This window comes from Bradyrhizobium sp. BRP19 (genome assembly GCF_020194195.1).
Lineage (GTDB): Bacteria > Pseudomonadota > Alphaproteobacteria > Rhizobiales > Xanthobacteraceae > Bradyrhizobium > Bradyrhizobium yuanmingense.
On sequence record NZ_JADYVZ010000004.1, the window covers coordinates 573,746 to 591,872 of the forward strand.

15 protein-coding genes are annotated in these 18,127 nt (G+C 63.4%); 10 read left to right on the plus strand and 5 right to left on the minus strand.

Annotated elements, in window-relative coordinates:
• Window positions 1-164 precede the first annotated feature (164 nt).
• From I6F36_RS17180 to I6F36_RS17200, 5 genes are read left to right on the plus strand one after another with little or no spacing between them, the layout of a single operon-like run.
• Window positions 165-1,325 (plus strand): aminotransferase class V-fold PLP-dependent enzyme, encoded by a 1,161-nt coding sequence (locus I6F36_RS17180; RefSeq protein ID WP_225171829.1) that lies wholly within the window; start codon window positions 165-167, stop codon window positions 1,323-1,325.
• 22 nt (window positions 1,326-1,347) lie between these two features.
• Window positions 1,348-2,241 (plus strand): amino acid ABC transporter substrate-binding protein, encoded by an 894-nt coding sequence (locus tag I6F36_RS17185; RefSeq protein ID WP_036023221.1) that lies wholly within the window; start codon window positions 1,348-1,350, stop codon window positions 2,239-2,241.
• Window positions 2,242-2,290: 49 nt separating this feature from the next.
• Window positions 2,291-3,085: an amino acid ABC transporter permease gene (locus I6F36_RS17190; protein WP_036023223.1), complete on the plus strand. Its 795-nt coding sequence runs from the start codon at window positions 2,291-2,293 to the stop codon at window positions 3,083-3,085.
• Window positions 3,082-3,777: an amino acid ABC transporter permease gene (locus I6F36_RS17195; RefSeq protein ID WP_036005852.1), complete on the plus strand. Its 696-nt coding sequence runs from the start codon at window positions 3,082-3,084 to the stop codon at window positions 3,775-3,777. The genes I6F36_RS17190 and I6F36_RS17195 overlap by 4 nt, the downstream gene beginning before the upstream one ends.
• Before the next feature lie 37 nt (window positions 3,778-3,814).
• Window positions 3,815-4,573, plus strand: coding sequence for an amino acid ABC transporter ATP-binding protein (locus I6F36_RS17200; protein ID WP_036023225.1), 759 nt, complete (start codon window positions 3,815-3,817; stop codon window positions 4,571-4,573).
• A gap of 168 nt (window positions 4,574-4,741) precedes the next feature.
• Here the strand turns inward: I6F36_RS17200 and I6F36_RS17205 are convergent, their stop codons facing one another.
• The 4 genes from I6F36_RS17205 to I6F36_RS17220 all read right to left on the minus strand — a co-directional run bounded on the left by I6F36_RS17205 (window position 4,742) and on the right by I6F36_RS17220 (window position 9,203).
• On the minus strand, window positions 4,742-5,524 hold the full coding sequence (locus I6F36_RS17205) for a sulfite exporter TauE/SafE family protein (RefSeq protein WP_036005848.1): 783 nt from the start codon (window positions 5,522-5,524) through the stop codon (window positions 4,742-4,744).
• A 220-nt stretch (window positions 5,525-5,744) separates the two neighbouring features.
• The gene (locus I6F36_RS17210) at window positions 5,745-6,329 is read right to left on the minus strand and encodes a DUF1254 domain-containing protein (RefSeq protein ID WP_225171830.1); all 585 of its coding nucleotides are present in this window, start codon (window positions 6,327-6,329) and stop codon (window positions 5,745-5,747) included.
• On the minus strand, window positions 6,326-6,904 hold the full coding sequence (locus I6F36_RS17215) for a DUF1214 domain-containing protein (RefSeq protein ID WP_036005844.1): 579 nt from the start codon (window positions 6,902-6,904) through the stop codon (window positions 6,326-6,328). The genes I6F36_RS17210 and I6F36_RS17215 overlap by 4 nt, the downstream gene beginning before the upstream one ends.
• 10 nt (window positions 6,905-6,914) lie before the next feature.
• The gene (locus I6F36_RS17220) at window positions 6,915-9,203 is read right to left on the minus strand and encodes a transglycosylase domain-containing protein (protein WP_057027197.1); all 2,289 of its coding nucleotides are present in this window, start codon (window positions 9,201-9,203) and stop codon (window positions 6,915-6,917) included.
• 293 nt (window positions 9,204-9,496) lie between these two features.
• Between I6F36_RS17220 and I6F36_RS17225 the strand changes: the two genes are divergently transcribed.
• The 5 genes from I6F36_RS17225 to I6F36_RS17245 all read left to right on the plus strand — a co-directional run bounded on the left by I6F36_RS17225 (window position 9,497) and on the right by I6F36_RS17245 (window position 16,427).
• Window positions 9,497-10,006, plus strand: coding sequence for a YcgN family cysteine cluster protein (locus tag I6F36_RS17225; RefSeq protein ID WP_036042979.1), 510 nt, complete (start codon window positions 9,497-9,499; stop codon window positions 10,004-10,006).
• A 236-nt stretch (window positions 10,007-10,242) separates the two neighbouring features.
• Window positions 10,243-11,277: a patatin-like phospholipase family protein gene (locus I6F36_RS17230; protein ID WP_249787846.1), complete on the plus strand. Its 1,035-nt coding sequence runs from the start codon at window positions 10,243-10,245 to the stop codon at window positions 11,275-11,277.
• Window positions 11,278-11,288: 11 nt separating this feature from the next.
• Window positions 11,289-13,310 (plus strand): S8 family peptidase, encoded by a 2,022-nt coding sequence (locus I6F36_RS17235; RefSeq protein ID WP_081492903.1) that lies wholly within the window; start codon window positions 11,289-11,291, stop codon window positions 13,308-13,310.
• 11 nt (window positions 13,311-13,321) lie between these two features.
• On the plus strand, window positions 13,322-14,644 hold the full coding sequence (locus I6F36_RS17240; protein ID WP_109144371.1) for a hypothetical protein: 1,323 nt from the start codon (window positions 13,322-13,324) through the stop codon (window positions 14,642-14,644).
• Window positions 14,645-14,843: 199 nt separating this feature from the next.
• A complete protein-coding gene (locus I6F36_RS17245) occupies window positions 14,844-16,427 on the plus strand; it encodes an MDR family MFS transporter (protein WP_225171831.1) in 1,584 nt (527 codons plus the stop codon).
• 1 nt (window position 16,428) lies between these two features.
• Here the strand turns inward: I6F36_RS17245 and I6F36_RS17250 are convergent, their stop codons facing one another.
• A complete protein-coding gene (locus tag I6F36_RS17250; RefSeq protein ID WP_050995889.1) occupies window positions 16,429-18,078 on the minus strand; it encodes an alpha/beta-hydrolase family protein in 1,650 nt (549 codons plus the stop codon).
• Between the last annotated feature and the right edge of the window lie 49 nt (window positions 18,079-18,127).

Consider the following 18,127-nt stretch of genomic DNA (forward strand, 5'->3'; position numbering starts at 1 on the left):
AGTCTCCACCCGAAGTACAAATTATCATTTTTCGGAATGAAATATACTGGAATATGAAAATTTGTATAGGCACTTTTGTGTCGTGCCCATATCGTTGGCGCTGCTCGGTGGTGAACAGGATTTGTGCAGTGCGAGCCACCGGGGAAGTGCTTCAGGAGATCGGGATGTCAGGCCATTACGACGTCGATGCCGTGCGGAGGGAGTTTCCGGCTGCCGAGCGGATCACCTATCTCGATTCCGGCTTCCAGACGCCCCTTGCGCGCCCCGTCAAAGCGGCGATCGATCGTTTTCTGAGCGAAGGTCTCGAGACCGCCGGCCCGAAGAGCGTCTGGCTCGATCGCGTCGAGCAGACGCGCGAAAAGCTGGCGCGGTTTCTCGGCGTATCGGGCGACGGGATCGCCTTCACCAAGAACACCTCGGAAAGCATGAACATCGCCGCGAATGCGCTGCCGCTGCGCGCCGGTGACAAGGTCCTGATGATCCACGGCGATCATCCGAACAACGCCTACGCGTTCCTCAATCTGCGGCGCAAGGGTGTGACCGTCGCATTCGTGCCGATGACGGAGATCGTGAACGCCGACAGTCTTCGTCCCTACATCGATGCGAGCACGAGGGCGATCTCGATCTCGCAGGTGACATTCCATGCCGGCCATCGTTTCGACATCGAAAGCATCGGCGCCCTCTGCGCGGAGAAGGGGCTCCATTTCGTCGTCGACGTGATGCAGGCGATCGGTGTCGTGCCAATCGATGCGAAAGCCATGCGCGCGACCTTCATCGGTTCGGGCAGCCATAAGGGGCTGCTCGTGCCGCAAGGGCTGGGCCTGCTCTATTGGGACAAGTCGAGGGCTGAGCTCGAGCCGACCTATCTTGCGGCTGCGAGCCTCGCTGAAGTCCCAGTCGATCTGATCGCCCGGCCTGACAGGCTCGATCCGGCCCCGAGCGCGCGCCGCTTCGAGCTCGGCAATTTCAATCTTCCGGCGATCCATGCCCTCGATGCCTCGCTCGACATGATCGAAGCGCTGGGCGTCGAGAACATCCAGAACCATTGTTTCGATCTCGGCGATCATCTCGTCGCCCGGCTCGATGTGCTGGGCGTTCGCCTGGTCGGCCCTCGCGCGCGGCAGCATCGCGCGCCGCACATCTACGTCATTGCGCTGCCCGCGGCCGAATGGCTCGGCCATTTCGAGGAGAATAACGTCCGCGTGTCGCCGGAGCGGGACGGCATTCGCGTGTCGTTCGGGATGTTCAACACGATTGCCGACGTAGACCGCCTGATCGAGGTCATCCAGCGGCGCGGCGTGAAGCCATCATCGAGAGCCGCATAGGCTGTCCAGCAAGGAGACGTACATGACGAAGTTTGCATGTGTCTTGAGCATTCTGTCGGTCATTGGCGGCCTCGGCAGCGCCGCTTCTGCCGCCGACAGCCCCACGCTGGCCAGGATCAAGTCGAACGGCGCCATCACCATCGGTCATCGCGAGGCCTCGATCCCGTTCTCCTATCTCGGTCCCGACCAGAAGCCGATCGGGTTCTCGCTCGACCTCTGCGCGGCCATCGTCGAGCGCATCAAGGCGGAGACCGCCTTACCCAATCTCAAAGTCAATTACGTTCCGGTGAACTCGTCCAATCGCATCCCGCTGATCCAGAGCGGCACCGTCGACATCGAGTGCGGCGGCACGGCCAACGACAGGAAGCGGCAGGAGCAGGTCTCGTTTTCCGTCGCCACCTTCGTCAGTCAGCCGCGCTGGCTGGTCAAAGCGGACAGCGGCCTGAAGACGGCCGGCGATCTCAAGGGCAAAACCATCGTCGTCACCCAGGGCTCGAATGCCGTCGGCTTCGCGCAAGGCGTGAATGCGAAGGAGCAGCTCGGCTTCAACATCGTCCAGGCAAAGGACCATGCCGAATCCTTCCTGATGCTGAACACCGGCCGCGCGGCCGCGTTCATGGAGGACGACATTCTGCTCGCCGGCCTCAAGGCCGCAGCTCCGAAGCCGGATGCGCTGATATTTCTCCCCGAGGGTTACGCCAAGATCTATTATGGCCTGATGTTCACGAAGGGCGATACCGGCTTCAAGGCGCTGGTCGACGACGTTCTGTCGAAGCAGATGGCATCGGGCCAGTTCGAAAAGACCTACGCCAAATGGTTCACCAGGCCAATTCCGCCCAAGAACGAGAACCTGGCGTTTCCGCTGACGGTCGAGCTCACGGAACGGATCGCGCGTCCCAGCGACGCGGTGGACTAATTGCGACGTCGGCGGAGAGTGTCCCGCAAACCGAGCCCTGAGGTTCGCCATGTTTGCAGTGCTTCTTGAACAGACCGCAGACGGCCAGCGCTATATCGACTGGCTCGTGTCGGGCCTCGGCTGGACCCTCGCGCTGGCGTTCTTCGGCTGGTGGATTGCCTTCGCGGTCGGGATCGTCGTCGGCATCGGCCGCACTGTGCAGAACCGAGCCGTCGCGGCACTTGCCCGCCTCTATGTGGAGATCTTCCGCAACATCCCCGTGCTGGTGCAGATGTTTCTCTGGTACTTCGTCCTGCCGGAGATTCTTCCCGCCTCGCTCGGGAACGCCATCAAGCAGATTCCGCCGCCCTGGGGATCGTTCTTTCCGGCACTGGTGTGCCTCGGTCTCTACACCGCCGCCCGGATCGCCGAACAGGTGCGTGCCGGGATCGAGGCCCTGCCGAAAGGTCAGGTCGAAGCGGCAAGCGCGCTCGGGCTCAGCGGGTATCCGACCTATCGCTACGTCATCGTGCCGCAGGCGCTGCGCCTGATCATTCCGAGCCTGACCAGCGAGGTGATGGGCATCTACAAGAACACCTCGGTCGCGCTCACGATCGGGCTGATGGAGCTGACGGCGCAGGCCCGCCAGATCAGCGAAGCGACATTCCAGACCTTCACCGCTTTCGGCGCCGCGACGCTTGTCTACCTCGCGCTGGCGCTCATCGCCTATCAGGGGATGGCGTTGATCGACAGGGCCGTGCGCATTCCGGGGACGAGCCCTGCGGACGATGCAGTCAAGCCGGGCGCGACGCACGCCATCCAACCGCTTGATTCCCTGCCTGACGCGATGGAGGTCGTGAAGTGACCAGCCTCGATTTCTCCGTTGTGCTTCAGGCGTGGCCTTACCTCTGGTCGGGCCTGCTGTTTTCCCTGGCGCTGACCGCCGTTGCTTTCGTGGTCGGCCTGGTCCTCGGCACCTGCCTGGCCCTCGTGCAGCACTTCGAAGTGCCCGTGCTCGGCAAGCTCGTGCGCGGCTATGTCGCCCTGATGCGCTCGATCCCGCTGATCCTGGTCCTGTTCTGGTTCTTCTTCCTGGTGCCGATCGTGCTCGGTCATCTCGGCGGAAGCGGGCGACCGGTCCCGATCGGCGCCACCTGGACCGCCTTCATCACCTTCGGCCTTTTCGAGGCGGCCTATTACTCGGAGATCATCCGCGTCGGATTGCGCGCCGTGAACCGGGGTCAGTTCGAGGCCTGTCAGGCCCTCGCATTGTCGACCTTCGATACCTATCGCGCCGTGATCCTGCCGCAGGTGCTTCGCGTCGCCAGCCCGATCATCCTGAGCCAGACCATCATCCTGTTCCAGGATACCTCGCTGGTCTACGTGCTCTCGCTCACCGATCTGCTTGGCGCAGCCTCGAAGCTGGCGCAGCTCAATGGCCGTCTGGTCGAGATGTATCTGGTGATTGCGGTGGTCTACCTCGCGATCAGTTCGGCGGCATCGCAATGCGTAGCGTCCTTGCGCAAGCGATATGCGATCGCGGGACTACGCCGCTAGCGCTGCGCACGGTCATCCCAGTCTTTGGAGAGGAAAAATGCTTGAGTTCGCTGAGGGGAATCGGGCGTCCATCGTCACCGTTGAAAATTTGGTGAAGCGGTTCGGCCATTTCACGGCCCTGAACGACGTCAATCTCACGGTCGCGGTCGGCGAGAAGATCGTGCTGTGCGGCCCCTCCGGCTCGGGCAAGTCGACCTTGATCCGCTGCATCAACCACATCGAAAAGCACGATGCGGGGCGCATCGTCGTCGACGGCATCGAGCTGTCGGACCGGATGACCGACGTCAACGGCGTTCGTCGCGAGGTCGGCATGGTGTTCCAGAGCTTCAACCTGTTTCCGCACCTCTCGGTCGTCGAGAATTGCATGCTGGCGCCGATGAAGGTGCGGGGCCTGTCCCGCACTGATGCGCATGAGCGCGCGATCGGTCTGCTCCGCAAGGTGCGCATCCACGACCAGGCGAACAAATATCCGGGGCAGCTCTCCGGCGGCCAGCAGCAGCGCGTCGCCATCGCGCGGGCGCTGTGCATGCAGCCGAAGATCATGCTGTTCGACGAGCCGACCTCGGCGCTCGACCCGGAGATGGTCAAGGAGGTGCTCGACACCATGGTGGAGCTCGCGAAAGACGGCATGACCATGGTCTGCGTGACGCACGAGATGGGCTTTGCCCGCGAGATCGCGGACCGGGTGGTGTTCATGGATCGCGGCTCGATCGTCGAGGAAGCCGATCCCGAAACCTTCTTCCGCGCGCCGAGGACGGAGCGGGCGAGGGATTTCCTCGGCCAGATCATCCATTAAAGCGCGATGCGATTAGGATGAATCGTCATCGCGCATTAGGTTATTGTTTGAAGCATGATCTTTTCGGAAAACCGCTTCACACTTTTCCGGATCATGCTCTAGCGATCCGTCTCGATCTGCGAACCGATCGAGGGCGCATCGCCGGTTGCGGCATTGTTTCGAACCAGCCTACTCATGCCGCCAGATTCTCACCGCCGAAATGACCAGGATCACGGCCAATCCCGGCAGAAGAATCGAATTCGGGACGACGCCGAGAAGCAGGCCGCCTATGAATGTCCCGACGACCGACCCGATGGCCATTGCAAGCATGAACTGCCAATTCGCGCGGAGCACCGAAAAGCTCTGGTCGCGACTATAGCGCGCAAATCCCACCAGCATGGTCGGCAGGCTCACCGCGAGCGAGAGGCTGCCCGCGAGCTTCACGTCCGCGCCGAACAACAGGATCAGGGTGGGGATCAGGAATTCCCCTCCGGCAACGCCGAGCAACGATGCCACGATCCCGATCGCAAAGCCCGCTGCTATGCCCGCGACGATCAGGCTCACGCCTGTCAGCGCCGGTGGGGTTGCCGCCTCGTTGCCATGTGCGAACAGAAGCATGCCGGCGATCAGGAGCAGCAGGACGGCAATGATCCTGTAGAGCGTCCCGGACTCCAGACGCGTCGCCCAGGATGCCCCCGCATAGGCGCCGACGAGGCTGCCCGCCAGCAGGTTCAGGATGATCGGCCAATGGGCATGTATCTCCGCGAACGGAACGGCGCGTGCGCGAAACGGCAGTGCGCTCGCCACCACGATCAGGCTCGTCGCCTTGTTCAGAATCACGGCCTCGAGGCCGCGAAATCCGAACAGGCTGATGAGCAGGGGCAGCCGAAATTCTGCACCGCCGAGACCGATCAAGCCGCCCAGAGTGCCGATGATTGTGCCCGAGCCGAACGCGGCAGGATTGTTTCGCATGGACACGGAAAGATGCGCCAAAGACAACACCCGCGACGGACGGCTCCGTGCGGGTGTGATCAACTCTCGATGATGCCAGTATGCCCCTGTTTTGCCCGACGAGTCAAAGGTACGCAGGCGTCCCCGGCGGTATCGTTGCGGTCGGCGGAAGAGCGTAATGATTTCAACGCCCAGCTACTGTGCATGGGGTTGTTTTCGCACTTTTTGTTGGCGGCCGCGCTCACCGCCGGCTGCGCGGTGCCTCGGCCTTGGCCGGCGGCTCGGTCTGCGGGGCGCAGGTCGCAGCCTGGAGCGAGCCTTGCGCCTGCTGCATCAAGCCGGGCTCGGGCGCGAGCGCCTTCATCAGGATCAGGCCGGTCGTGGTCGGGGAATCGATGATCAGTCGGTCGGCCGCGGTGACCTCTTCGTCCTCCGGCAGCTCGCTATGCTGCGCTTCCGTCATCAGATCGAGCTCGATCACCTTGCGGCCCGCGGAGCGGTCGTTGATGGCGTAATAGGCGATCTCGTTGCGGGTGTAGAACGACACCGAGGTGTAGGCCTGGCTCACCGGCACGGTGAGCTTGATCGGCCCGCCAGACAGATCATAACGACAGATCGCCAGCGCGAAGGCCGGATCCATGAACGGCATCGGCGAATTGTTGGGATCGGCGAAGGGAAGCTGGGTGACGGCGTTCACCCTGGTCATCGGCGTCAGCCGCGAATAGGCATCCTGTGTGGCAATCCGCGGCAGCGCCAGCACGCTGACGAGATGGACCACGAGGCCCAGCACCACGCCGGCGACGACGGTGAAGACGAGCCGGATCATGAGCAGCCCACCGTGGTGATGCTCGGCATCGGCGCATCGCGCTGGGTGCGCGTTCCAACGCCGACCGGCGTGTCGTAGAGACGCAGCATCAAGGCGTAGCGCTCGATGCCGCCGGTCGGCAGCCAATTGCCGGCGCGCGAGCGCGAGGCGATCCGGATCTCGAACGAGCCGTCGGAGGAGCGCACGATCTCCTGGCTGGTGAAGCCGTAGCGCTGCAGCGAATTGGCGACGAGATGGCCTTTGCGGTCGTAGAGCGTCAGCGTCCAGAACCGCGCCGGCGGCGTCACGCCGGAGACGACCACGTCGCAGCGGCCGTCGAGCGCCTTCTTCCTGTCGTCGGTGGTGGCGGTGAAGGCGACACCGTCGCCGGTGCCGATCGGCAGCTCGCCGTTGCGGACGATGGTGGCGCGCGAATAGGGATCGACGTCGGCGGTGCCGGTGCGCGGCCGTGCCGTCCAGGGGCCGATGGTCAGCGCGCCGATCTCGGTGCCGCGCGTCGTGGTCATCCACGTCGCGCCGACGCCGACGACCGTCGCGAGAAGGAGCGCCGTCAATGTGGTCAGGATCAGCCGCACTTGCTTTCGATCAGTTCTTGCGCGGGGCAGAGGCGTTGGCGTTGTCTTCCGCATAGTTCTGCGGGAAGGCGAGCGCGCTCGTCGACGAGGACGGCCTAGCCGGCTTGCTGTCATTCGCCGTCGATTTGTTCGCGGCCTTGGCCGCATCATCCAGCAGCTTCTCGACCCGCACCAGGATGTCCGCGCCGCGCTTGGTCAGCACCGGCGGCGGACCGGGCTTGGTCTCCAGCACCTTCGGCGCCGCGTTGGCCTGCGCGTTGCTCACATGCTGCGGCGGCAGCTTCTGGCCCATGCCGATGCCGGGAATCTCCCGGACCTCCACGCCCTGATGCGCCACGAGCATGATGTCGTGCCAGGTCTGCGCCGGCAGCGAGCCGCCGGTCATGCGGTTGGTCGGCGAGTAATCGTCGTTGCCGTACCACACCGCGCAGGTGAAATTGCCGGTGAAGCCGACGAACCAGGCGTCGCGATAGGCATTGGTCGTGCCGGTCTTGCCCGCGGTCGGAATGCCGTCCAGCGCGGCGCGCCGTGCGGTGCCTTCGCTGACGACGTGGCTCATCATGCCGGACATGTCGGCGGCGACGGAAGCCGGGATCGCCTGCCGCGGCTTCGGGCCGTCGCGGTCCCAGCGCCAGACCAGGTCGCCCGCGCCGGTGCGCACTTCCAGCACCGCATGCGGCGTCACCGCCTTGCCGCGATTGGGGAAGGTCGCGTATGCGACAGCGTGCTCGAGCACGTTGACCTCGTCCGAGCCGATCGGCAGCGACGGCGTGTCGGGCAGCGGCGCCTTGATGCCGAAGCGGCGCGCGACCTCGACGATCTTGGCGCGGCCGACCTTGGCGGGGTTCTGCGTCTTGGGCTCGTTCTTCCGGCCGATCTCGATCGACAGCTTCACCGGCACGACGTTGATCGAACGGGTGATCGCCTGCGTCAGCGTCACCGAGCCGGAATAGGAATGGCCATAATTCTGCGGGCACCAATTGCCGATGCAGACCGGGCCGTCGACCACGATCGAGTTGGGCGTGTAGCCGTTCAGCAGCGCGGTGGTGTAGACGTAGGGCTTGAACGAGGAGCCGGGCTGGCGATAGGCGTCGGTGGCGCGGTTGAACTGGCTGGCGCCGTAGTCGCGGCCGCCGACCATGGCGCGGATGCCGCCGTCGAGATCGGCGACGACGGTCGCGGCCTGCGTCGCGTGATAGTCGCGGCCGAACTGGCGCAGCTGGTTCTCGACAGCGTCTTCGGCCGCCTTCTGCACGTTGGCATCGATCGCGGTGCGCACCACGAAGACGCGCTCGGTGTAGGACTTCGGGAAGGTATCGACCAGCTTGCGCATCTCGTCGAAGGCGTAGTCGAGATAATAGTTCGGCGAGGCCTCGTCGCGGCGGTCGACCGCGAAGGCCGGGTTGCGGCGGGCGCCGAACACCTGGCCCTCGGTCATGAAGCCGGCATCGACGAGGTTGTCCAGCACGACGTTGGCGCGCGCGCGGGCGGCGGGCAGGTTGATGTGCGGGGCGTACTTGGTCGGCGCCTTGAACAGGCCGGCGAGCATCGCCGCTTCCGCCAGCGTCACGTCGCGCGCGGACTTGTTGAAGTAGAAATGCGCCGCGCCGTCGACGCCGAAGGTGCCGCCGCCCATATAGGCGCGGTCGAGATAGAGCTTGAGGATCTCGTTCTTGGTCAGGCGCCATTCCAGCCAGATCGCGAGGAAGGCCTCGTTGACCTTGCGTTCGATGGTGCGCTCGTTGCTCAGGAACAGGTTCTTGGCGAGCTGCTGGGTGATCGAGGAGCCGCCCTGGCGCACGCCGCCGGCTTGCGCGTTGGTGACGAGCGCGCGCGCGGTGCCGGCGATGTCGATGCCGAAATGCTCGTAGAAGCGGCGGTCCTCGGTCGCCAGCGTCGCCTTGATCAGCACGTCCGGAAAGTCTTCCAGCGGAATGGAGTCGTTGTGCTTGATGCCGCGGCTGCCGATCGGGTTGCCGTAGCGGTCGAGGAAGCTCACCGCGAGGTCGGACTTCTTCAGCCAGTCCTCGTCCGCGGTCTCGCGGAAGGCCGGAATGGCGAGGGCGAGCATCACGACGAGGCCGCCAAGCCCGAGGGTTGCGGCCTCCGAGAATGGCTCGATGAACACCCAGCGCTTCCACCGCCCGACATAGAAGCGGTCCATGAAGGTCGAGTAGCGCTCGTAGAGCTCGCGGATGCCCTTGGCCGAGGAGAACAGCGAGGAGTCGATGCGCGCATCGAGATCCAGGAAGAAATTCCGGATCCTCTGCTTCCAATGCGGTGGTATGATCTGGCGCACCTAGAACCCTTGCGGCTTGCTTCGAAACCGTTCAAGCACCCGGCCGGGGCGGCATCGAGACGTCTTGCGGGTATGTTGCGGCAAACCCAAGGCGCCCGGCCAGCATCCGAGGGACTTGCTGTTCCTTCTAGCCGAGCGGGGCTCATAAACCAATGGCCACGCTCGCTATTTTGAACAACAGGCCTAATTGACCCCCGGTTCATTACGGGCCTCAAAGGGGCCTCGCTTGCACCATTGCCGCCGCGCGCCCTAGATGGCGTTGCCGTAGCTCTTTCGAACTGTTGTTGAGGCGCATGACCGCAGCTCCCAAACGATCTCAAGGCCAGGAAGGATTCTTCTGGAAAACCAAGACGTTGGAACAGATGTCGGAGCGCGAGTGGGAAAGCCTGTGCGACGGCTGCGGCCGCTGCTGTCTGAACAAGCTCGAAGACGAGGATACCGGGCAGATCTACTTCACCCATATCGGCTGCAAGCTGCTCGACGGGACGAGCTGCGCCTGCAAGGACTATCCGAATCGTTCCGACAAGGTTCCGGACTGCGTCCGCCTGACCCCGGCCAATGTCCGCACCCTGAACTGGCTGCCGCCGAGCTGCGGCTACAAGCTCGTCGCCGAAGGGCGCGACCTCTATTGGTGGCATCCGCTGGTTTCGGGTGACCCCAACACCGTGCACGAAGCCGGCGTCTCCGTGCGCGGCCGCGTGGAGGGCAGCGAGGAGGAGGTCCCGGACGAGGAGCTCGAGGACCACATCGTGCAATGGCCGGCGACCTTGCCGAAGCGGGCGCGTCTGAAGAAGCGACCTTGAACAGCTGTGCGCAGCGGTCGCATGCAGATGCGCTTCACATTCAGGGGTTGAGGTGCTAAGCTGGTTGTAGATTCTGCTATGGCTATATTCAGGTTGTTTTGAATTGCTGAAGGTACCCTAGGATTTTTGGGGGCCCCATGATTTCCGATCCGGTTCACCCGATACCGACCGACGACGAGAACAAGCCGCTGGAACCAACCACTGCGCTCTGCCTTTCCGGCGGAGGATATCGCGCGATGGTGTTTCATGTCGGCGTCCTGTGGCGCCTATATGAAACAGGACTGCTGAAGAACGTCAGGCGCATATCGAGCGTTTCCGGCGGGTCGATCACTGCCGGCATGTTGGCGCTGGCGTGGCCGGGCCTCAGCTTCACACCCGACAGCGTCGACAGCGATTTCATTCCGAAATTCGTCGCGCCGTTGCGCGCCTTCGCCGGCATCACAATCGATGCCGAGTCGGTCATCCTGGGCGCGCTGTTACCAGGCAGCATCGGCGATCGGATTGCCGAGGCGTATGACGATCACCTGTTTCGCGGCAAAACTCTGCAGGATATGCCTGACGAGCCGCGCTTCGTGATCAATGCGACGAACGTGCAGTCAGGCGCGCTCTGGCGCTTCATGAAGCCCTATATGCGCGACTACCGCGTCGGCGAGGTGAAGAATCCAGAAATTCTGCTGGCGCAAGCCGTGGCGGCGTCCTCAGCTTTTCCTCCGGTCCTCTCTCCCTTCGAATTGCGCCTCAAGGACAGCGATTTCGTGCCCGGTACCGGGCTCGACCTGCAGCGGCCTCCATTTACAACGCGCGTCGTTCTCAGCGATGGCGGCGCCTACGACAATCTCGGCCTTGAGACCGCATGGAAGCGCCACCAGACCGTTCTGGTCAGCGACGCCGGCGGCAAGATCGAGGCTGAGGAGGAGCCGGAGACGGACTGGCCGCGGCATTCCTACCGGATCCTCAATCTGATCGACAATCAGGTGCGTTCGCTGCGCAAGCGCCAGGTCATCGACTCCTTCAAATCGGGAACGCGCAAGGGCGCCTATTGGGGCATCCGCACCGACATCGCGAATTACGGGCTGGCCGATGCTCTGCCGTGTCCTTTCGAGCGTACATTGCAACTTGCGGAAGTGCCGACACGTCTGAAGCGGTTGGACGCGACGACGCAGGAAAGACTGATCAACTGGGGCTACGCCGTGTGTGATGCAGCCCTGCGCAAGCATCTCGCGGCGGTCGGGCCGCCGCCCACCTTTCCCTATCCGGAGTCTGGTGTCTGAGGAAGACGACAATGGCGGACGACAAGGGGCGTAAGCGGCGTGCAAAACCGCAAAGCGGCACACCCAAGAGCCGCGGGCCGACTTGGCCGGTCTCGGCCGACGGAAGACCCAAGCAGTTCTCCGTTCCGCCCGAAGTGGTCGAACATATCCTCCTGGGTCCCCGCGACGACAGGCGCGTGCTGCAGGACTCGCCGCTGCTCGGCGATGTCTGGGCGGCTTACGCTCTCGATCCGGGCATCGCCCAGGACGTTCTGATTACGCCGCACAAGAATGCGACCGCGGTGAGCGTGGCCCGTACCATCGCAGGCGCGCTGAAAGTGCCGGTCGAATCTGCGCCGCCTGGCCGGCCTCCAACAAAGGCCAAGGTCGCCTATTTGCAGGGGCTCGTCGGTGCGCGGCTCTATTTCGACCAAGTGCTGCGCATCCTGGTGCCGCGGACACAATGGTGGCGCGAGCCGAAGGTGGCCGAAAGGATCGAAGGCGTGGATGCCGGCGATAATCAGGGGACGATCAAAAAGCTGCTCCAGCAAGGGCCGAAGAGATCCAACGCGCTGCGCGAACGCACATTGGACAATGCCACGTCGCTCCAAAGGTATATCGCGCTCGCCGGATTGATCTACTGGATTTGCAAGCTGGAACGTCCCGTCGGTTGGGACGAACCACTGGAGCCACTGACCTTTGAGCAGGCATTGGAACGATACCGGGACTATGCTGACGAGATTCTCTCCGGCATGTTCGCACTTTATGAAGTAGTCAAAGCGGACGAGAATGCTCGGCAGCAGAACGACGGCGTCGATACCAGGAGCGAGCCGGCGGAAGAGAGACCAACTTGTATTTTCCAGGTATCGCTCAACCGATCGGCCGTTCCCGCGCTCGATCGGTCGGTGCCAGCGGTCAAGGCCGACGCTGCGAGGTCGCTGTTCAACGTCCAGTGCAAGAACATCGTTTGGGCAGTTCTTGATTCCGGTATTCAAAACAATCACGACGCGTTCATGACGTCCGGCGAGAAGCCGACGTCGCGTGTCAGGAAAATCTTCGACTTCACGAATATTCGCGAGATCGTTAGCAGTGAGACGGGTGACGTCGATGCTCAAACCCGCGAAAAGCTGATCCGAACGTCCGGGCTCGCTGAAGCCGAGGTGGACGTCAATCTAGAGAAGATTGCCGAAGACTTCGAGAAGGAGCGCCCCATCAACTGGGCGACCGTCGAAAGGCTAATCACGGTCAAGAGGCCGGATCCAAACGACAAGTCTGAAAAGCTGCCCAGTTCGCACGGGACCCACGTTGCCGGAATCATCGGAGCGGACCAGAAGGACGGCAAATACGCTGGCGGCATGTGCCCGGACATCGGACTCTACGATTTCCGCGTGCTGGGTGCGAGCCTGGAGGAGACCGAGTTCGCCGTTATCGCTGCCATGCAGTACATCCGTTACGTCAACGAGCGGCACAACTACATCATGATTCACGGCGCGAATCTCAGCCTCTCAATTCCCCATAACGTGCGCAATTTTGCATGTGGGCGGACGCCGATTTGCAACGAATGCGAGCGTTTGGTCGAAAGCGGAGTGGTGGTCGTGGCCGCAGCGGGCAATCGCGGCTTTCAGAAATTCGAAACGAAGGACGGTCCGTTCGAAAATTACGCCGCCTTCAGTATCACCGATCCAGGAAACGCCGAGGGCGTCATCACGGTTGGATCGACCCACGGGAATTGGCCGCATACATACGGAATCAGCTTCTTCTCGAGCCGCGGTCCAACCGGCGACGGCCGCGCGAAGCCGGATCTCGTCGCGCCCGGTGAGCGAATTCTATCGACCGTTCCGAATGATGATTGGGCTCCGGAATCGGGCACCAGCATGGCGGCTCCCATGGTCAGTGGAGCCGCGGCGATGCTGCTCGCCCGATACGAAGAGCTGATCGGGCAGCCGCGTCGGGTCAAACGCATCCTGTGCGAGAGCGCGACGGATCTTGGCCGCGAGCGCAGCTTTCAGGGGCACGGCATGCTCGACGTGTTGCGGGCTCTTCAATCGATCTGAGGAGGAATGCGATGCATTTTAGCCTTGACGTCTTGCGTGCCCGCAAGGGCGATTGCCTGATCCTTCATTTCGGAACAGCTGACGATCCGCATCTGATGCTGATCGATGGAGGACCTGCCAAGGTCTATAAGCCACATCTGGCGCCGAGAATCGCGCAGATTCACCGTTCGCGCGAATTGGAGCCGAATGATCCCTTGCCGATAGACGTTGTGATGATCAGTCATATCGACGACGATCACATCAGGGGCATTCTCGAACTAACGGCGGATCAGCTGGGCAACAGTCCCGATCTCCGTCTGAAGGTCGCCAGCCTGTGGCACAACAGCTTTGACGATCTGCTTACGACTGCGCCTGAAGAACTGTTGTCCGGATTTGGGCCGGCGTCATTCGAGGCAGGCACTGCGCGCAGGCCGGATTTTGACGCAATCGAGCCCGACGAAGAATCCGACGAGGAAGAGGTGCATCAGACGGTGGATGTTCTCGCCGGCATTTCGCAAGGCCGTCAATTGCGTGATGATCGGGAAGTCTTGCAACGTCGGTCGCCGGCACGTCGGCAATGGAAACTGAACCACAAATTCGACGGCGAGCTGATCGTCGCAACCGAGGATACGGAAGCGGTGACGTTGGATGGCGGCCTCAAGATGACCGTGGCCGGACCGATGCAGCCGGAATTGATGGCCCTTCAGGAGGCCCACGATAAATGGCTGCGGGAGCAAAAGCAGGGGAAGAAAAGCCCGGAAGCAATGCTGGCGGCATTCGTCGACAAGTCGGTGCCCAATCTCTCCAGCATCGTCGTTTTGGCTGAAATGGGCGGCAAGAGCATGCTGCTGACCGGCGACGCGCGTGGCGACAAGGTCTTGGAGGGACTTGAGCTAGCCAGGTTGCTCGCCCCCGGAAAGACGCGCCACGTCAATCTTCTCAAGGTGCCGCACCACGGCAGCGACAACAATATGGAGACGATCTTCTTCGAACGTCTGCCTGCCGATCACTACGTCTTCTCAGGCGATGGCGAGCACGGTAACCCCGAACGAGCGACCCTGGAAATGCTGCTGAAAGCACGGGGCGTCGACGCCGAATACACAATCCACCTGACCTATCCGATTGACGAGATCGATATCGAGCGCCAAGCCGACTGGGAAAAGGAGCAGGCGAAGGAAAAGGCGCGCAAGAAGAAGAATCCGGCAACCAAGAAGCCGGTTCGAGAAAATTGGTCGCCGGAAAAGCACAGCCTCGGCGCTCTGTTCCGGAGCAATCCCAAGTTCGGCAAGAAAGTGGTCATCGTTGATCCCGGCAAACCGCATCTGATCAACTTGCTGGACCCGATCGAGCTTTAGTGGGCTGGGGGGCGCTCAGGCTCCAAGTAGTACCTCAATACGGCGCCGCTCCGCCTGTCGATCACGGAGCCGCGAGGATGCGTCGGCGGGATGCACCCATGCGTCGCGGTGCCTGCCTGGGAAGAAATTTCCCCTCTACATTGGGCTGCATAGTACGAATCCTTCGCGGTGTTGCACCGCGTCACGACGCCCGATCGAGATGAACAAGTTCGACCGGCAGAGCGATTCTGCCGACATCCAGGCCTTGCCCGACGACATTGCCGAAGAGCTGTCCCGCCTGCCGAGCGAGGTCATCAGCGTCGACGACGCGCCCTCGATCGCCCCGCCGGTGCCGCTGAGCTCCGACGAGGTCCGCACCATCGTCATCAGCCTGATGCTGACGATGTTCCTGGCCGCGCTCGACCAGACCATCGTGGCGACGGCGCTGCCGACCATCGGACGCCAGTTCCAGGACGTCTCCAATCTGTCCTGGGTGATCACCGCCTATCTGCTCGCCTCGACTGCGGTTGCGCCGGTGTTCGGCACGCTCAGCGACATCTACGGCCGCCGCGTCATGATCATCATCTCGCTCAGCCTGTTCGTCGCGGGCTCGGTGCTGTGCGCGATCGCGCCGAACATGCCGATGCTGATCCTGGCACGCGGGCTTCAGGGCCTCGGCGGCGGCGGCATCATGCCGGTGGTGCAGACCGTGATCTCCGACGTGGTGAGCCCGCGCGAGCGCGGGCAGTACCAGGCCTATTTCTCGAGCGTCTGGATGGTCGGCGGCATCCTCGGCCCGGTCATCGGCGGCGTGTTCGCGGAGCATCTGCACTGGTCGATGATCTTCTGGATCAACCTGCCGCTTGCGGCCGCAGCACTCGCATTGCTGCTGCCAAAGATGAAGAAGATCCCGGTGTTCCACCGCAAGCGCAAGGTCGACTGGCTCGGCGGCCTCTTGCTGATGGCGTCCGCCGTGGTCTTCATGCTGGTGCTGACCTGGGGCGGGACGCGCTATGCTTGGCTTTCGCCGACGGTGCTGGCGATGGTGGGCGGTGCCGTCGCGCTCGCGGTGACCTTCGTGTGGCACGCCCGGCGGGCCGACGAGCCGTTCTTGCCGCTGCCCTTGTTGACGGGATCGGTGGCGCCGTTCGCGCTGACCGCGGGCGGCTGCGGCCTCGGGGCGATCACCGGCCTGACCGTGCAGCTGCCGCTCTATTACGAGCAGGTCTATCATCTCACCGCCAGCGAGGCGGGGCTTGCGCTGATCCCGCTCGCGGCGGTCTCGACCGTCGGCGCGGCCGTCGCCGGCCGCACCATGGCTCGGGCCAAGCACTACAAGCGCGTCGCCATCGTCGGCACGTCATGGGCCGCGCTGTGCGGTCTCGTTCTCACGGTCACCACCTTGCCGCTCTGGGGCCTGCTGCTGCTGATGGCCGCATTCGCGCTGGGACTCGGCACGACTTTTCCGGTGTGCGTGGTCTCGCTGCAGAATTCGGTGGCGCGTCCGCAAGTCGGCACCATCACCGGCGCGATGAACTTCTTCCGCTCGCTGATGTCCTCGTTCACGGTGGCGGCCTTCGCCGCGATCCTGCTCATCGCGCTCGGCACCGACGTCCCGCTCGCCGGCGAGCAACACGCCGCGGGCGCCGTCGCGATACCCGCCGACGACATGCGGCACGCCTTCCGCTACGTGTTCGGCGCCGCCACCGCGCTGATGACGATCGCTGCGCTGTGCCTGATCGCGATGGAGGAGCGGCCGCTGGCTGGACCGTCGGCCAAGCAGCCCGTGGAGATGGCCGAGTAGGCTAGCCGCCTCGATCGGCGTAAGGCTCGTTTGCGACATTGCCCTCGGCGGCCTTTCGCGCCGCCGCTGCAAGATGGGTCTTGAGCTGCGCCAGCGCGTCGGGGGACCAATCATGGACATCGGTGACGGCGACCCAGGCATCGACGTAATGTTCGGGCGCATAGACATGGCCAAAGCCCATCGGCGTATTGGTCGCGACCGCCATGTCGAGGGCGAGCTGCAGCATCGTCACGACTGGATACCATCGCAGCTCCGGTGACACATCCGGCCCGCGCGGCGCCGTCATCCAGTCAGGGGCCCGATAGGCGTCGTGATAGGCGAAGAAGGTGATCGCGTCGCTCGCATATTGCAGATAGACGACGCGCATCGGACCCCAGGGCGCATCTGCCGGCACCGTCGGTCCATTCTGGTTCATGAAGCGCACGAAGCGGCCGTCGCGGAATTCCGGCAGCCAGGCCGGCGTGCCCGGATTGCGGTTTGCCGTGATCGAGCGCCAGATGCGACTTTCGAACGGCGCGCCGCTCAAAAGTGCGCCCGCAATCGGATCGCCGATCATCTCAAACAGCTCTGCGGATTTTTCCGAGTTCATCGCGCCGAGGCTCAGTCCGTGCAGGTACAGCTTCGGCCGCCGGTTCTTCGGCAGCGTCGCCCAGTAGCCGTAGATTTCCGAAAACAGGGCGCGCGCCGCCTCTGCACCGGATTCGGGCTGAAACAGCAGCGTCAGCGGACTGTTGAGATAGGAATACTGCATCGCGACACTGGCGACGTCGCCATGGTGGAGATATTCGACGGTGTCCATCGCGGCAGGGTCGATCCAGCCGGTTCCGGTCGGCGTAACGACGATGAGTGTGTCGCGTTCAAACCCGTGCTGCCGCTTGAGCTCGTCGAGCGCAAGCCGGGCGCGCGCTTGCGCCGTCTCGGCGCCGCCAAGGCCGACATAGACCCGCACGGGCTCCAGCGCGGGCCTTCCTGTAATGGCGCTGATCTCCGTTGCGGTCGGCCCCGAGGCAATAAATCTGCGCCCCATGCGTCCAAGCTGCGTCCACTTCACCAGCGAGGCGGCACTTCCCGTTCGTTCGGGCGCGGTCGGCTGCGGCCGCTCGGGCTCGAGCAAGGCGTCGACTTCGCGAAAGGACACATCGAGCGCGTTGAACGCCGTGCGGATCAGGACATTGCTGGCGATTGACCAAAACAACAGGCCCGCGGCGAGCACGCCGATGACGTTCGCGATCCTCCGCGGAATGACGCGCCTCGCACGCGCGGCGATGAGGCGCACGGCAAGCGCGAACAGCCGCGCCAGCACCAGCAGCACGACGAACGTCATCACGGCGATGGCGCAGACCTTGAGCGGATGGGCGGTCTCGACTGGCGCCATCTTCATCACGGTGCGGATCGAGTTCTGCCATCCGGCCGCCCGCCACAGAAAAACAATGACGACGAGCAGGCAGGCGGCCGCCACCAGCGCGTTTGCGGTCGATCTCAGGCGCGCCGGCGGCTCGGGCAATTCCAGATAGTGCCACAGCCAGCGCCAGACGTTGCCGGCGAGATAGCCGATCCCGAAGCAGGCGCCGGCGATGGCGCCCTGCGTGAGATAGCTCCGCGGGATCAGCGTCGGCGTCAGCGCGGCTGCGAAGAACAGGGCACCGAGCATGAGGCCGACGCCGGAGAACGACAGCAATTGCCGCTGAATGAGCCACGCC

Bases quoted from the DNA above. Each gene is read 5' to 3' on its own strand.
- I6F36_RS17240 (WP_109144371.1), top strand. From the start codon at position 13,322: ATGCATTTTAGCCTTGACGTCTTGCGTGCCCGCAAGGGCGATTGCCTG.
- I6F36_RS17180 (WP_225171829.1), top strand. From the start codon at position 165: ATGTCAGGCCATTACGACGTCGATGCCGTGCGGAGGGAGTTTCCGGCT.
- I6F36_RS17245 (WP_225171831.1), top strand. From the start codon at position 14,844: ATGAACAAGTTCGACCGGCAGAGCGATTCTGCCGACATCCAGGCCTTG.
- I6F36_RS17185 (WP_036023221.1), top strand. From the start codon at position 1,348: ATGACGAAGTTTGCATGTGTCTTGAGCATTCTGTCGGTCATTGGCGGC.
- I6F36_RS17230 (WP_249787846.1), top strand. From the start codon at position 10,243: ATGGTGTTTCATGTCGGCGTCCTGTGGCGCCTATATGAAACAGGACTG.
- I6F36_RS17210 (WP_225171830.1), bottom strand. From the start codon at position 6,329: ATGATCCGGCTCGTCTTCACCGTCGTCGCCGGCGTGGTGCTGGGCCTC.
- I6F36_RS17200 (WP_036023225.1), top strand. From the start codon at position 3,815: ATGCTTGAGTTCGCTGAGGGGAATCGGGCGTCCATCGTCACCGTTGAA.
- I6F36_RS17235 (WP_081492903.1), top strand. From the start codon at position 11,289: ATGGCGGACGACAAGGGGCGTAAGCGGCGTGCAAAACCGCAAAGCGGC.
- I6F36_RS17225 (WP_036042979.1), top strand. From the start codon at position 9,497: ATGACCGCAGCTCCCAAACGATCTCAAGGCCAGGAAGGATTCTTCTGG.
- I6F36_RS17190 (WP_036023223.1), top strand. From the start codon at position 2,291: ATGTTTGCAGTGCTTCTTGAACAGACCGCAGACGGCCAGCGCTATATC.
- I6F36_RS17205 (WP_036005848.1), bottom strand. From the start codon at position 5,524: ATGCGAAACAATCCTGCCGCGTTCGGCTCGGGCACAATCATCGGCACT.
- I6F36_RS17250 (WP_050995889.1), bottom strand. From the start codon at position 18,078: ATGCTCGGTGCCCTGTTCTTCGCAGCCGCGCTGACGCCGACGCTGATC.